10 protein-coding genes and 1 pseudogene are annotated in these 15646 nt (G+C 69.9%); 8 read left to right on the top strand and 3 right to left on the bottom strand.

Annotated elements, in window-relative coordinates; translation table 11 throughout:
- Positions 1 to 149 precede the first annotated feature (149 nt).
- Positions 150 to 950, bottom strand: coding sequence for an aminotransferase class IV (locus BM287_RS06725; RefSeq protein ID WP_090037207.1), 801 nt, complete (start codon positions 948 to 950; stop codon positions 150 to 152).
- Between the two features lie 17 nt (positions 951 to 967).
- Here BM287_RS06725 and BM287_RS06720 point away from each other — a divergent pair, with 17 nt between their 5' ends.
- From BM287_RS06720 to holA, 5 genes and pseudogenes are all read left to right on the top strand, one after another.
- Positions 968 to 2362: an anthranilate synthase component I family protein gene (locus tag BM287_RS06720; RefSeq protein WP_090037205.1), complete on the top strand. Its 1395-nt coding sequence runs from the start codon at positions 968 to 970 to the stop codon at positions 2360 to 2362.
- Between the two features lie 185 nt (positions 2363 to 2547).
- Positions 2548 to 5142, top strand: a complete 2595-nt coding sequence (gene leuS, locus BM287_RS06715; protein WP_170857463.1) for a leucine--tRNA ligase — start codon at positions 2548 to 2550, stop codon at positions 5140 to 5142.
- 109 nt (positions 5143 to 5251) lie between these two features.
- Entirely contained in the window at positions 5252 to 5944 is a 693-nt protein-coding gene (locus BM287_RS06710) for a ComEA family DNA-binding protein (protein ID WP_090037201.1), read from the top strand.
- A pseudogene (locus tag BM287_RS18215) lies at positions 5944 to 7881 on the top strand (ComEC/Rec2 family competence protein); the annotation flags it as partial. The gene BM287_RS06710 and the pseudogene BM287_RS18215, both read left to right, overlap by 1 nt.
- A 449-nt stretch (positions 7882 to 8330) precedes the next feature.
- The gene (gene holA, locus BM287_RS06700) at positions 8331 to 9371 is read left to right on the top strand and encodes a DNA polymerase III subunit delta (protein ID WP_244527975.1); all 1041 of its coding nucleotides are present in this window, start codon (positions 8331 to 8333) and stop codon (positions 9369 to 9371) included.
- A gap of 200 nt (positions 9372 to 9571) precedes the next feature.
- On the opposite strand, the gene rpsT is transcribed toward holA, so the two are convergent.
- Entirely contained in the window at positions 9572 to 9832 is a 261-nt protein-coding gene (rpsT, locus tag BM287_RS06695; RefSeq protein WP_090037195.1) for a 30S ribosomal protein S20, read from the bottom strand.
- A 162-nt stretch (positions 9833 to 9994) separates the two neighbouring features.
- Positions 9995 to 10876 carry an NAD-dependent epimerase/dehydratase family protein gene (locus BM287_RS06690; protein WP_090037193.1) on the bottom strand — a complete coding sequence of 294 codons (882 nt, stop codon included), beginning with the start codon at positions 10874 to 10876 and terminating at the stop codon, positions 9995 to 9997.
- Positions 10877 to 10962: 86 nt separating this feature from the next.
- Between BM287_RS06690 and BM287_RS06685 the strand changes: the two genes are divergently transcribed.
- The 3 genes from BM287_RS06685 (at position 10963) to BM287_RS06670 (ending at position 15626) form a co-directional block, all read left to right on the top strand.
- A complete protein-coding gene (locus BM287_RS06685; protein ID WP_090037191.1) occupies positions 10963 to 12183 on the top strand; it encodes an amidohydrolase in 1221 nt (406 codons plus the stop codon).
- A gap of 46 nt (positions 12184 to 12229) precedes the next feature.
- On the top strand, positions 12230 to 14086 hold the full coding sequence (gene lepA / locus BM287_RS06680; RefSeq protein WP_090037189.1) for a translation elongation factor 4: 1857 nt from the start codon (positions 12230 to 12232) through the stop codon (positions 14084 to 14086).
- Between the two features lie 712 nt (positions 14087 to 14798).
- Positions 14799 to 15626 (top strand): hypothetical protein, encoded by an 828-nt coding sequence (locus tag BM287_RS06670; protein WP_090037185.1) that lies wholly within the window; start codon positions 14799 to 14801, stop codon positions 15624 to 15626.
- The last annotated feature ends 20 nt before the right edge of the window (positions 15627 to 15646 follow it).

The raw sequence follows: 15646 nt of genomic DNA, 5'->3' as shown, positions 1-15646 counted from the left end.
CTCGCACACTCCGGTGTTCGGCGCCTTCGGTGCCGAGGTGCTCGTAGTTGCACCCCTGGGCGGCGTGTCGCCTGCAACAACGAGCACTTCGGCAGGTCTCGCGCGCGTGCGGCGCCCGACGCCGGCCGGGCGGACTCCCGGGACGCGCGCTAGCGCACCGGGCGCGCGAGGGCCGCGAAGCGCGCACGCCACGCGTCCGTCCGCGCGGGGTCGAGCGCGAGCGCCGGACCGTCCACCCAGGCGGTGACCGCCCGGATGCCGTGCAGTGCGTTGACCGCCCAGAGCACCGCGCCAGCCAACTCCGCCGGCCGCACCGCCTCCTCCTCGACCGGTACGCCGAGCGCCGCCGCGATCCCGCGGACGGTTCGTGCGGCCACGCTGTCCACCCGGGGCAGGGACAGTGGAGGCGCGAAGAGCGTCTCGCCGCGCCACCAGAGGAGCGCGGTGGTGGCGCCGTCCGAGACGCGTCCGCCGTCGAGGATCACGGCCTCCTGCGCCCCGTGCCGCTGCGCCTTCTGCCGGAGCGCGCTGAGCCGGTCGATGTCCGGGCCCTTCAGCTGCGGCGCGCGACGCGGATCGGTCTCGGCCGTCGCCACGACGAGCGTGTTCGTCAGCGGAGGCGCGGTCCGGAGACGGAACCGCAGCCGCAGTGCGCCTCTCGCGCGCACCAGTTCGAACCGCGGAAACCAGGCTCCCTCCGACGGAAGGGATGCGGTCCCCGCCTCCCAGAACGCCTCCAGCTCACGGCGGTCGGGGAAGCCCTGCTCGCGCGCGGTCTCCAGGAACCGCCCCCGATGGAGGCCGAGCGCGAGCACACGTCCGTCCCGCACGAGGAACGAGTCCGCCCCCAGCAGCTCCGTCTCGACCAGCTCGCAGTCGTCGCGGACGCGCAACTCGCCACCGGCCCAATCGGCGAGGGTGCTGACCGGTTCGGTGCTGCGCGCGTCCATTCGCCTAGGCTAGCCCGGTGGTCCTCCCGCTCCGCGTGCAGCCCCTCGACACCTGGGTCGACCCGGCGGACGCGTTCGTCGCGCTCTACGGTGCTTCCGACGTAGATGCGGCATGGCTGGACAGCGGGCCGGAGGCGGTGGACGGCCGGTCCTTCATCGGGACCGGGACCCTCTCCGCAACCTCGTCCGTCGCCGGCGGGACGGTGACGGTCGCGGGAGTGACCTCGCCCGGCGACATTCTGGATGCGCTGCGCGAGGATCTGACCGCACGGCGCCATCCCGAACCGTCCGGTCATCCCATCGGATGGTGGGGCCGGCTCGGGTACGAGGCCGGCGCCGCGGCGGCCGGAGCGCCCGTCGCGCTCCCGGCAGCCGCCTCCCCGGGGACGAAGCCGCCCGTCGATGCCGCCTTCCTCCTGGTGGACCGTCTCCTCGCTTTCGAGCACGCGTCCCGGTCCGTCGTCATCGTGGCCCCCGACGACGCGGCCGGCCGCGCCTGGTCGGACGAGGTCGTCCGCACCCTCGGTAGCCCTGCCATCCGCGACTCGGCTCGCCTCTACGAGTCGGCCCGCCCCGTCCCCGCAGCGACGGCCCGCTGGCGCCACGACGACACCGCCTACCTCGCCGCCATCGACGCCTGCCGGGCCGCCATCCGCGCCGGCGACGCGTACCAGCTCTGTCTCACCAACCAGGCCTCGGCTCACACCGGCGCCGATCCGCTCGCCGTGCACCTGCGCCTGCGGAGGGCGAGTCCGGCGCCGTACGGCGGGTTCGTCCGGATCGCTGGGGAGTCGCTGGTGAGCTCGTCGCCCGAGGAGTTCCTCCGGATGGACGCGCACAGACGAGTGCGCACCCGGCCGATCAAGGGCACGCGGCCACGTGGCGCGACGGTCGCCGCCGATCTCGAGCTCCGCGCCGAACTCGAGGCGAGCGAGAAGGAGCGCGCGGAGAACGTCATGATCGTCGATCTCATGCGCAACGACCTGGGGCGGGTCTGCGAGGTGGGATCCGTCGAGGTGAGCCACCTGCTGGCGGTGGAGAGCTATGCGCAGGTGCACCAGCTGGTGTCGACCGTCGAAGGACGGCTCCGGGCGGGACTCACGGCGATGGATGCGGTGGCCGCGTGCTTCCCGGCCGGCTCGATGACCGGAGCGCCGAAGCTGAGCGCCATGCGCATCCTGCATCGGCTCGAGAACGGCCCGCGGGGCGCCTTCGCCGGATGCTTCGGCTACCTCGCACTCGACGGCACGGCCGACCTCGCGATGGTGATCCGCAGCATCCATTTCGCCGACGGCGTCGCCACGATCGGCGCCGGTGGCGGCATCACGGCGCTCTCCGTTCCTTCGGAAGAGCTGGAGGAGGTGCGCGTGAAGGCCCGGGCGCTGTTCGCTGCGGCCGGCCTTGCTAGCTGAGGGGCTCCGGCGAACCGGGGCGGGAACGGACGGGACCGTGCCGAGGTTTAGTACGCTGGGAGTCCGGGCGTCTCGTCGCCCGACACTCTTCCGTGCCGCCGAAATCCCAGCCGCGGCGCGAGGCAACCGAGATTGAGAGTCACGTGGCACACGAGCACGACGCAGCCGGCAGCACGACAGCGAGCATCCCCCAGCCGACGAGCACCCGAGCGACCGCAGAGCAGGCGCCGGGCGAGCAGTACGACTTCGGCGCCATTCAGGACAAGTGGCTTCCGATCTGGGATGAACTGCGCCCCTTCGCGACCGATGACCCTGCGGACAAGCGGCCACGCAAGTACATCCTCGACATGTTCCCGTACCCGTCCGGCGACCTGCACATGGGCCACGCCGAGGCGTATGCGCTGGGCGACGTCGTCGCGCGCTACTGGCGGCAGCAGGGCTTCAACGTGCTGCATCCGATCGGATGGGACGCTTTCGGCCTGCCCGCAGAGAACGCCGCGATCAAGCGGGGCCTCGACCCGCGCGGCTGGACGTACGACAACATCGCGCAGCAGAAGGCGAGCATGCGCCGCTACGCGCCCAGCTTCGACTGGGACCGCGTCCTGCAGACCTGCGACCCGGCGTACTACCGCTGGAACCAGTGGCTGTTCCTGAAGCTGTACGAGAAGGGCCTGGCGTACCGCAAGGCGAGCCAGGTCAACTGGTGCCCGTTCGACCAGACCGTGCTGGCGAACGAGCAGGTCGTGAACGGACGCTGCGAGCGTTGCGACAACCTGGTCACGAAGAAGAAGCTGACGCAGTGGTACTTCCGCATCACCGACTACGCGGACCGCCTGCTGGACGACCTGAACCAGCTGGAGGGCGCCTGGCCCTCGAAGGTCATCTCGATGCAGCGCAACTGGATCGGACGCTCCACCGGCGCGGATGTGACCTTCAGAATCGAGGACCGGGACGAGCCCGTCACCGTCTACACGACCCGTCCGGACACGCTGTACGGCGTGACGTTCATGGTGGTCGCCCCCGACTCCGACCTGGCCGCCGAGCTCATCGAGGGCGCGCGTCCCGAGGTCCGCAAGCGCTTCGACGACTATCTGGATGTGGTGCGCGGCACCACCGAGATGGACCGCCTCAACACCGAGCGCGAGAAGACGGGCGTCTTCCTGGAGCGGCACGCGGTGAACCCGCTGACGGGGGAGCGCATCCCGATCTGGGCGGCCGACTACGTCCTGAGCGACTACGGCCACGGCGCGATCATGGCCGTGCCGGCACACGACCAGCGCGACCTCGACTTCGCGCGCGCCTTCGACCTGCCGGTCCGGATCGTCGTGGACACCACGCAACCCGTGACGGGAGCGATCCCGGTGATCCACACGGACCCGAAGACCGGCGAGCCGATCCTGCCCGAGGAGGCGGCGCTCGAGAGCCCCGCCGAGACCGGTGTGGCGCTGACGGGCGAGGGGCGCCTGATCAACTCGGGGCCGTTCGACGGTCTGAGCAAGTCGAACGCGATTCGTCGCGTGACGGAGGCGCTGCAGGCATCGAAGCTGGGGGCGCCCGCGAAGAACTTCCGGCTGCGTGACTGGCTGATCTCGCGCCAGCGGTACTGGGGCACGCCCATCCCGATCATCCACTGCGAGGAGTGCGGCGAGGTCCCGGTGCCGGAGTCGGAGCTGCCCGTGGAGCTGCCGCCCGCGGAAGGCCTGGACCTGCAGCCGAAGGGCACCAGCCCGCTGGGGGCGGCGACCGACTGGGTCAATGTCGCCTGCCCGAGCTGCGGCGGTCCGGCGAAGCGCGACACGGACACGATGGACACCTTCGTCGACAGCTCCTGGTACTTCCTGCGCTTCCTCTCGCCGCAGGACGACACGCAGGCGTTCGACCCGCGCGAGGCCGAGAAGTGGGCCCCGGTCGACCAGTACGTGGGCGGCGTGTCGCACGCCATCCTGCACCTGCTGTATGCGCGCTTCGTGACCAAGGTGCTGTTCGATCTGGGGTACATCAGCTTCACGGAGCCGTTCACGGCGCTGCTGAACCAGGGCCTGGTGCTGATGGACGGGTCCGCGATGTCCAAGTCGCGGGGCAACCTGGTGAAACTGTCCGAGCAGCTGGACGAGCACGGCGTGGACGCGGTGCGCCTCACGATGGCGTTCGCGGGTCCGCCGGAGGACGACATCGACTGGGCGGACGTGTCGCCGTCGGGCAGCGCGAAGTTCCTGGCACGCGCGTGGCGCATCGCGGATGACGTGACGAGCGCTCCGGACGTCGTGTGGAAGACCGGCGACCCGGCCCTGCGCCGGATCACGCACCGTTTCCTGGCGGATGCGCCGGGTCTGGTGGAGTCGTTCAAGTTCAATGTCGTCGTCGCACGCCTGATGGAGCTGGTCAACGCGACGCGCAAGGCGATCGACACCGGCGTGGGCCCGGCCGACGCTGCCGTGCGCGAGGCCGCCGAGGTGGTCACGATGGCGCTGAACCTGTTCGCGCCGTACACCGCCGAGGACATGTGGAGCAAGCTCGGCTATGAGCCGTCCGTCGCGCTGGCGCAGTGGCGGAAGCCCGACCCGACCCTGCTGATCGAGGAGTCCGTCACGGCAGTGGTGCAGGTCGACGGCAAGGTCCGCGACCGGCTCGACGTGTCGCCGAAGATCTCGTCCGACGAGCTCGAAGGGATCGCCCGGGGATTGGATGCGGTGCGCCGGTCGGTCGGCGACCGCGAGATCGTGAACGTGATCGTCCGCGCGCCGCGCCTGGTCAACATCGCGACCAAGCCGCGCGGCTGAGGTCGTGCGCGAGCGCCGGGATGTCGTCCACAGCCCGGCGCTCTCGCTGTTTCTCCACTGATTCGTTCGTATCCGGCCGTCGGATCGCCGTGATTCCTACCGTGGAGGGATGCCACACCACGCCGACCTCCCCGCCGTAGACCCGCAGGACGCGGCTCCCGACGGACGCGCATCCCGGGGTCTGCGCGTGGGCGTCGGTGCGGCGGTGGTGCTGCTCATCGTCGCCGCAGTGGTGGCCGTCCTCGTCTCCGCGACCGCGCAGCGCGGCACATCGGTCGGGGTTCCGACGGGGTTCGGCGGTTCGTTCTCGTCGTCCGCGCCTCCGTTGGGCGTTCCGGTGCCGAGCGGCTCGCCCCGGGCCACCATCCTCGTGCATGTCACGGGCGCCGTTCGCAAGCCCGGTCTGGTCTCGCTCGGCCCGGGGGCGCGGGTCGTGGATGCGGTGGCCGCGGCGGGCGGCATGGCCGACGATGCGGATCCCGCGGCGATCAACCTCGCGCGACCGGTGGCCGACGGAGAGCAGCTGGTGGTCCGCCGCGTGGGGGAGCCGCCGCTCGTGGGCGGCACCGCGGTGACGGGCGGCGCGGGCCCCGACGCGGCGCCGGTCGCCGGACCCGTGAATCTCAACACGGCGAGCGCAGCCGAGCTGGAGACGCTGCCGCGCATCGGCCCCGCGCTTGCGCAGCGGATCCTCGACTGGCGGCAGGCCAACGGCCGCTTCGCGCAGGCGTCCGACCTGTTGAAGGTCTCGGGCATCGGTCAGAAGCTGTTCGACGGCCTCAAGGATCGGCTGGTGGTCTGATGCCGGACCTCCGGCTCGCGCTTCCTGCGGTGGCACTGTGGATCGCATGCGGCGTGCTGATCGGCATACCGCAGTTCGCAGCCGTGGTCGCGATTCTCACCGCGGTCGCCGCCGCGGGTACGCTCGCCGGCCTCGGCATCGTGTCCATCGCGACGCGGCGTCGTCTCCGCGGCGCCTTCCTGCCGCTGATCGCAACGCTGCTGGCAGCCGTCGCCGTCGGGTCGGCGATCGTGGCGGCGCAGGCTCCGGGCCGCCTCTCCGCCGAACTGGACGCCCTGGCCGACCACTCCGAGCAGGTGCAGGTGCTCGTTCGCGTGGACAGGGCGCCGCAGCCCAGGGGCACCGGCTTCGGGGGAGACGCGCAGTGGGCACTCCGCGGCCGAACGGTGGGAGGCTCGGCTTCGATCCCGGTGTCCGTCCGATTCGGCGGGAGCGAGCAGGAGGCGCGCAGGGACGCCCTGGGCGCCGTCCTCCGGGTCAACGGTGCGGTGCAGCGGAACGAACCAGGAGAGGCGACCAGCTACACGATCCGTGCCGTCGGCCGGAACGCCGTCGCACTCGTCGAGGCTCCGCCGCCGTGGCTGTCCTGGGCCGGGGCGGTGCGAACCGACTTCGCAGCAGCTGCGGCCACCACCGCCGGCGATGGCGGAGCGCTCCTGCCTGGTCTCGCCATCGGCGACGAGACCGCTGTCTCCGCCGAGCTCGACGCGGCGATGAAGGCTTCATCGCTCAGTCATCTCACGGCCGTGTCCGGCGCGAACTGCGCCCTGGTGATCGCTCTGGTCTTCGCCCTGGCGCGCCTCGTCGGGTTCGGCCGTCGCGCACGGGTCGTCGCCGCGGCGCTTGCTCTGCTGGGCTTCGTGGCGCTCGTCGGACCGGGCGCGAGCGTCATCCGGGCCGCCGCGATGGCGGCGGTGCTCCTCATCGGACTGGCGCGCGGGCGTCCGGCCGACGGCGTGCCGGCCCTCTCTCTCGCACTGATCGTGCTCGTCATCCACGATCCGTGGCTCGCCCGGGACTACGGTTTCGCTCTCTCCGCCCTGGCGACCGCCGGCCTGCTCGTGCTGGCCGGCCCGCTCGGCAGGATGTTCGCCCGCTGGATGCCACGCTCGCTCGCGCTGGCCGTGGCCGTTCCCACCGCGGCTCAACTGGCGTGCCAACCGGTCCTCATCCTCCTGACGCCGACCATCCCCCTCCTCGGGATACCGGCGAACCTGCTGGCGGAGCCCGCCGCACCCGTGGCGACGGTCCTCGGGTGCCTCGCCTGCGCCGTGCTTCCGTGGGCGCCCGGCCTCGGCGATGCGCTCGTCCGGCTCGCGTGGATTCCGTCGGCCTGGATCGCACAGGTGGCCTCGTTCGCCAGCAGCCTGCCCGGTGCGGCGCTTCCCTGGGCGCCCGGACTGCTCGGCGTCCTGTCAAGCGCCGGCATCCTCGTCGCGGTGGCCGTGCTCGTCCTGGCCAGGGGCGCACCGCGCGCGGTGTCGGCGACAGCGATCGTGGCGCTGTGCGCAGGTGCCGTCGTCTATGTCGGCGCCCTGGGCGGAGGCGTCGCTGGCCGCGCCCTCGCGATCCCTGCCGATTGGCAGATTGCGGCCTGCGATGTCGGTCAGGGTGACGGACTCCTGCTGCGCGACGGGGATGCGGTCGGCATGATCGACGTCGGGCGGAAGCCGGAGCCGGCGGCCGCCTGCCTCGACCGCCTCGGCATCACCCGGCTGGACTTCCTGCTCCTCACCCACTTCGATGCGGACCACGTCGGGGGAGTGGCCGGTGTCGCGTCCCGGGCGCAGCGCGCCATCGTCCAACGCCCGGTGCGCGACGCCGACGAGCGGACCCTCGCCATCCTTCGCTCGGCCGGCGTTCCGATCGAGCAGGGCCACGCGGGACTCTCCGGCCATCTCGGAGAACTCAGCTGGCGGCTCCTCTGGCCGCCGGGGCCCGGCGAGACACCCGCCGGAACGGACACCGGCAACGCGGGCAGCCTCACGATCGAGGCGGAGGGGAGGGGAATCCGCTCGATCTTTCTCGGCGACCTCGGAGAGGAGGCGCAGGACGCACTTCTCGCCACCGGCGCGGTCCGTCCGGTCGATCTGGTGAAAGTTGCTCACCACGGCTCGGCGGACCAGAGCCCGGCGTTCTATCGAGCGCTCGGCGCGCGCCTCGGGCTGATCTCCGTCGGTGTGGACAACGGCTACGGCCATCCGACCCGGCGTGCTCTGCAGATCCTCAGGGACGACGGCACCGCGATGGCCCGCACCGACGAGCAGGGGCTGCTGCTCGTGTCGCCGGGCTCGCCGGGGTCGCCGGGCATGAGTGTCTGGAGCGAACGGCAGGCCGCGGACACTGCCGGTGGTCGCCTCTATCCTGGATACGAACGAGGAGGAACGTGGCGACCAGAGGCAGCAGCAGAAGCGGTGCGTCCAAGACCCGCGCCGCCGCAAGCGCGATTCCGCAGGTTCCGTGGAACCAGGTGCGCGCGGCACCGGTGGTTCTCGTCAGCGGAGCGGAATCGTTCCTCGCCGAGCGGGCGATCCGGACGCTGCGGGACACGCTCAAGGCTGCTGATCCCAGCCTCGAGATCAGCGACCTGCACGCGGGCGACTACGCACCCGGAGAACTGCTCACCCTCGCGAGCCCCTCCCTGTTCGACGAGCCGCGGCTCATCCGCGTGGAGGCGGTCGAGAAGTGCAACGACGCGTTCCTCGCCGACATGCTCCGCTACCTGGACGAACCGGCCGACGGCACCGTCGTGACCCTCCGGCATGGCGGCGGTGTGCGCGGCAAGAAGCTGCTCGACGCGATCCGGGCCGGCTCTGGCGGCGGGATCGAGGTGGTGTGCGCCGAACTGAAGAAGGACGCGGAGAAGTACGACTTCGCACAGGCGGAGTTCGCCGCGGCCGGGCGCAAGGTCACACCGGGCGCGCTCCGCGCGATCACCTCGGCGTTCTCCGACGATCTGGCCGAGCTCGCGGCGGCGTGCCAGCAACTGCTGTCCGATTCGGCCGAGCAGATCAGCGAGGCCACCGTCGACAAGTACTACCGCGGACGGGTCGAGACGAACGCGTTCCAGGTGGCCGACGCTGCCATCGCGGGGCGCCACGGCGAGGCGCTCGTCACGATGCGTCACGCCCTCGCATCCGGAGCCGACCCGGTGCCGATGGTAGCCGCATTCGCGAGCAAACTCCGCACCATGGCCAAGGTCTCCGGCTCTCGCGGCGGCTCCGGACAGCTGGCTCAGCAGTTCGGCCTCGCCCCCTGGCAGGTGGACCGTGCACGCCGTGACCTCCAGGGCTGGACCGAGGACGGCCTCGGCCGTTGCATCGAACTGCTCGCCGAGACCGACGCCAATGTCAAAGGCGGCGGCCGCGACCCCGTCTTCGCACTGGAGCGCATGATCCGCATCATCAGTGCCCGCGGCCGCGACTGAGGGGTCGGTCCGGCTGCCCGCGGCCGCGACCGAGGGGCCGGTCCGTCCGCCCCCGGCGGCGACGGAGCCGGCGTGGGGCCGCGCTTGAGCGCAGGCCCGCCCGAGGCCCGGGCGCACATGCAGCGAGCCCCCGCTCGGACCGATGGTCCGGAACGGGGGCTCGCTAGCGGCGCGGGACAGGGCCCGCGGGCGGTCGCTGCTTAGAGCGCGGCGACCTGCTTGGCGATGGCCGACTTGCGGTTCGCCGCCTGGTTCTTGTGGATGACGCCCTTGCTGGCCGCCTTGTCGATCTTCTTGGCGGCGAGACGCAGCGCCGCGGTCGCCTTCTCCTTGTCGCCGGCGACGACGGCCTCACGGGTCGCGCGGATGGCGGTCTTGAGCTGGCTCTTGACGGCCTTGTTGCGCTCCTGCGCCTTCTTGTTGGTGCCGTTGCGCTTGATCTGCGACTTGATGTTTGCCACGAGTGGTCACTTTCGTTGTGGATGAGTTAGGGATGTGCCGCTCAGCGGAGAGGGCGCCTTGCGGCGTTTCGTGCGGACACATCCACACGCAAGCCAACAAACAACATTACCAGCGACGACCCGGTCCCGGCAAAACGATGCATATCTCCGGGGCTTCGGCTGCTATACGCGGGCCGGCGCGTACGAGCCGACGAGCAGCTCTTCCAGCAAAGCGGGACCGTTCGGCTCCCAGCCGAGGTCGATCCGTGGCTTGATGCCGCGCGCCTGCTGGTCGAGCAGCAGCGCATCGGCGAGCAGTGCGCCGAGACGGGACCGGGTCTCCTCCACCGGCTCGGGCAGCACGCCGCCGGCCACATCGGCGGCTTGAGCGGCGACCTCGCCCAGCTCGCGCACGGTCGGGTTCTGACCGCCGGCGCCGATGTACCTCTCCCCGGCGCTCCCGTGCTCCAACGCGAGCACGTACAGCGCCGCGAGATCGTCGACGTGCACGGTCGCCCAGTGCTGCGTGCCGTCGCCGATCAACCGCAGGGCCGGCATCGCACCATCGGCGCGGGGCGCGTCCACGATCAGGTTCGGCAGTCCCTTTCCGTGCCCGTAGACGATCGACGGAACGACCACCATGCCGCGGACGTCGGCGGCGCCGAGGACCGCGCCCTCACCGCTGGTACGCCAGGCGGTGATCGCCGGCGGGTCGGCCGGCGCGTCCTCGGTGATGTCGTCGTTCGAGCCGTACGTCCAGATGCCGCCGGTGTGGACGAACGGCTTGTCCGAGCCCGCGAGGGCCGCCAGGACGGCGGGGACGAGCACAGCATCCACCTCCCGGGAGGACGCCAGGTGGATGACGCCGTCCGCTTCCTGTGCAGCGTGCTGGACGAAGGCTGCGTCGCCGGCGTCTCCCACCAGCGGGGTGGCGCCCGCCGCCTGGACGGCGTTCGCCTTGTCCTGGTCGCGGACGAGAGCGGTGACGGTGTGGCCCTCGTCGAGGAGCCGGGGCAGGACGGAGGTTCCGATGAAGCCGGTCGCGCCGGTGAGGAGAACGTTCATATCGTCCACAACGCGACGACGCCGCGGACATTCCCCAGATCTCCCGCTCCGGTGGGCTGCGGTCATGTCCCGCGTAGGCTCGATCCATGACCAGCACCAGCATCGCCATCGTCAACGGTTATGTCGTCCCCGTGGCCCAGGAGCCCATCGAGAACGGCGTCGTCCTCATCCAGGACGGTGTCATCCAAGCGGTCGGCCCGGCGAGCGATGTCGCGGTTCCCGACGGTGTGACCGTGGTGGATGCGGCGGGCCGCTGGGTGCTCCCCGGCTTCATCGAGGCGCACGGCCACGTCGGCATCCACGAGGAGGCGAACGGGCCCGCTGGCGACGACACCAATGAGATGACGACACCGAACACGGCAGCGGTCCGGGCGATCGACGCGATCAACATCGACGACGAGGGATTCCGGGATGCGCTCTCCGGAGGCGTCACGTCGGTCGTCGTCAAGCCGGGGTCGGGCAATCCGATCGGCGGGCAGACGGTGGCCATCAAGACCTGGGGCGGTCGGACCATCGACGAGCAGGTGATCCACGAGGCGGTGAGCGTCAAGTCGGCGCTCGGCGAGAACCCGAAGAGGGTGTACGGAGCCAAGAACGTCACGCCGAGCACCCGGCTGGGTGTTGCGATGGTCATCCGCGAGGCGTTCGTGGCCGCCCAGAACTACCGGGCGAAGCGCGATGACGCCCTGCTGGAGGGCAAGCCGTTCGACCGCGACCTGGCGCTGGAGACCCTCGTGCGCGTGCTGGACGGCGAGCTGGCGTGGGATCAGCACACGCACCGCCACGACGACATCGCCACAGCTCTGCGATTGGCGGACGAGTTCGGCTACCGTCTCGTGGTCAACCACGGGACCGAGGCGCACAAGATCGCGGACGTTCTGGCCGAGCGCGACATCCCCGTCATCTTCGGCCCCATGTTCACCTCGCGCTCGAAGGTCGAGCTGCGCGACCGCGCCATCGCGAACCTCGCGACCTTGGCGAAGGCGGGCGTCCGGGTCGCCATCACGACGGATCACCCGGTCGTCCCGATCAACTTCCTCGTGTACCAGGCCGCCCTCGCCGTGAAGGACGGACTGCCGCGCGAGACGGCGCTGGAGGCGCTGACCGTGAACCCGGCTGCGTTCCTCCGCCTCGACGACCGGGTCGGCTCGTTGACCCCGGGCCTCGACGGCGACGTGGTGATCTGGTCGGGCGATCCGCTGGATGTCACCTCCCGGGCCGAGCACGTCTACATCCGGGGCGCCGAGGTCTTCCGCTGGGAGGACGGCCGGGGCCGGGTCGTGGAGCGCGCCGAGCGGTTCGCCTGAGCGGGCGACGCCCAGCCGCCGGGGTTCATGGGAGAATGGCCGGACGATGTCACCACGAGCTCTCCAGGCCCTCGAGCCCGCCGCGACCGACCCGGCCTCCCTCCGCAATTTCTGCATCATCGCCCACATCGACCACGGCAAGTCGACCCTGGCCGACCGCATGCTGCAGATCACCGGTGTGGTCTCCGACCGGGACATGCGTGCCCAGTACCTGGACCGGATGGACATCGAGCGCGAGCGCGGCATCACGATCAAGAGCCAGGCCGTCCGCATGCCCTGGGAGGTCGACGGCCGGCCGTTCGCCCTCAACATGATCGACACCCCCGGCCACGTCGACTTCACGTACGAGGTCTCACGTTCGCTCGCAGCCTGCGAGGGCGCCATCCTGCTCGTGGATGCGGCACAGGGCATCGAGGCGCAGACCCTCGCCAACCTCTACCTTGCCCTCGAGAACGACCTCACCGTCATCCCGGTCCTGAACAAGATCGACCTGCCCGCCGCAGACCCCGAGAAGTACTCGCAGGAGCTCGCCAGCCTCATCGGCGGCCGCCCGGAGGACGTGCTGCGCGTGTCCGGCAAGACGGGGATGGGCGTCGAAGCGCTCCTCGACCGGGTCGTCGCCGAGATCCCGGCGCCGGTCGGCGTCGCCGACGCGCCGGCCCGCGCGATGATCTTCGACTCCGTCTACGACAGCTATCGCGGCGTGGTCACCTACGTGCGCATGGTCGACGGAAGCCTGAAGCCGCGCGAGCGCATCCAGATGATGTCCACCAGGGCCACGCACGAGATCCTGGAGATCGGCGTGTCCTCGCCGGAGCCGACTCCCTCCCAGGGGTTGAGCGTCGGTGAGGTCGGCTACCTGATCACCGGGGTGAAGGACGTCCGCCAGTCCAAGGTCGGCGACACCATCACGACGGCGTCGAAGCCCGCGACCCAGGCACTGGCCGGCTACACGGAACCGAAGCCGATGGTCTTCTCGGGCCTGTACCCGATCGACGGCAGCGACTACCCCGAGTTGCGCGAGGCCCTCGACAAGCTGAAGCTCTCGGACGCCGCGCTCGTCTACGAGCCCGAGACGTCGGTCGCGCTGGGGTTCGGCTTCCGCTGCGGCTTCCTCGGCCTCCTGCACCTCGAGATCATCACCGAGCGCCTGTCCCGCGAGTTCGGCCTCGACCTGATCACCACGGCGCCGAGCGTGATCTACGAGGTCACGACCGAAGACAAGAAGACCGTCACGGTGACCAATCCGAGCGAGTTCCCGGGCGGCAAGATCGAGAAGGTCGAGGAGCCGGTGGTCAAGGCCGCCATCCTCGCGCCCAAGGACTACGTCGGCGTCATCATGGAACTGTGCCAGAGCCGCCGAGGTTCGCTGCTCGGCATGGACTACCTCGGTGAGGACCGCGTCGAGATCCGCTACACCATGCCCCTCGGCGAGATCGTGTTCGACTTCTTCGACCAGCTCAAGTCCAAGACCGCGGGCTACGCCTCCCTCGACTACGAGCCGTTCGGCGAGCAGGCCGCAGACCTCGTGAAGGTCGACATCCTGCTGCAGGGCGAGACGGTGGATGCGTTCAGCGCGATCGTCCACCGCGACAAGGCCTACGCCTACGGCACGATGATGGCGTCGCGTCTGCGGGAGCTCATCCCGCGCCAGCAGTTCGAGGTCCCCATCCAGGCGGCCATCGGAGCGCGCATCATCGCTCGCGAGAACATCCGCGCGATGCGCAAGGACGTCCTCGCCAAGTGCTACGGCGGCGACATCACGCGAAAGCGCAAGCTGCTCGAGAAGCAGAAGGAGGGCAAGAAGCGCATGAAGATGGTCGGCCGCGTCGAGGTCCCCCAGGAAGCGTTCATCGCCGCCCTCTCCGGCGACACGGAGAAGTCCAAAGACAGCAAAAAATAGTCTCATCTTCCGAGCCGAGGGTGAGCGACACACGCCCTCCTCGATGGTACGTCGTCGCTGATGCGAGAATCGCCGTGTGGTTCGAAAGTTCAGGCCGACATTCAGTGAGATTGCCGCAGACGCGCGCCTTCGCCCTCAAGGTTCTGAAGTTCGAGGCGCGCATGGGGTCCGGCCGGGAAGGTTCAACCTAGCCGGAGAGTTTTTCGACCCGATCGGCTCTCGTCTTGACCTGCGCGAAACCGAGATATCGCCTGCTCGGGCCCTAGTGGCGGTTAAGGCAGGTGCCTTGCTGGCTTTCGAGGCGTGCGGGTGCGGCGGTGACGGAGTCGCAGGATGTGAGATCGAATGGTTCGAGTCGAAAGAGGTCGTCGACTCGGCAGGGATCGGCGAACCGGTCTTCGTCAACCTGCACGGGTCGCCGACATGGATCGACCTGTGGGCAGGAGGGAACCGAAGGGTTGTCTTCGCGCACGGCGATGTGAGATGGGGATCCGTCCTGCATTGAGCGCACGTCTTTCACGCTGTCGTCGCCCCACTTGGCCGCTCGTGGGCGCGACGGCTCCGGAATCGAGCGGGTCCTGGAACCGCAGTGAGGACTGTGCGCTGTGCATAACGACGAAGGCCCCCGACTGAGCGAGAAGCTCGGCCGGGGGGCCTTTCGCGCGTGAGCGGGGCGTCGAGAAGTTGTCATGGGCGTTCGTAGGATGTGGGTATGGGGACGAATCCGCATTTCCTTAATCCGGCCGGACGCCTGTACGAGTTCATGTCGGCAACACTCGCCGCGCCGGATCAAATGCAGCTCGTGGACGCATGGGGCAGCTACGTGGGCTCCTCTGCCGAGGGAGAGCCCTCGCGTTTCCTCGCGGGAATGGGCGCCCTTTTGTCGTTGCCCAGCCAGGTGCGCGACAGAGTCGATGCGCTTCCAGGGCGTCCGATCCCGGGCAAGGCCCAGCTCGTTCGAGGGGTCGCCCCGGCGGAGCAAGTGCTTTCGCACGCCTGGAGGGCCGCGGGTATGCAGGTCGGACAGACTCGGCACCTTTTCGACCGAGGACACCTTACGGACCTTGAAACATGCAGTCAGGTGCTGAATCACGCGGCGGGCGTTGAGGAAGCCGATGACGAGTCCCGCTTCGATCGCGTGTCCGGCGAGGGCGACACGGCAGAGCCGGGAGCGGAGACTCCGCTGGAGGCTGTCCGCCGCCTAGCACAAGAGATACTCGACGAGGCGTTCGCGGCGAATTTGCCTGGTCCCGTTGCAGCGGCTTTCGCAGAGTACGCGCACGCGATCATCCGGTCCGTTGACCTTTTCCACTTGACAGGTCCTGAGGGAGTTACGCGCGAGTATGAGCGCTTCCTCGGCGGCCTGATACGCGATCCGGAACTGTACGAGGCGATGCGGAATAACCCGGGAATTCGAGACAGGGTCAAGGCGATCGCCAAGTTCATCACTGTCGTGGGAACTGCCGTCCTAGTACCTGCGAACGTCGCTCTGGGCTACACGCACATATATGCAGCCCTGACGACGCTGCTTGGGGGCTAGAACGGAATGGGTCTCGTACG

It is taken from the genome of Leifsonia sp. CL147 (assembly GCF_900114565.1).
Taxonomy (GTDB): Bacteria; Actinomycetota; Actinomycetes; order Actinomycetales; family Microbacteriaceae; genus Leifsonia.
This window is presented reverse-complemented; position numbering and strand designations above follow the sequence as displayed.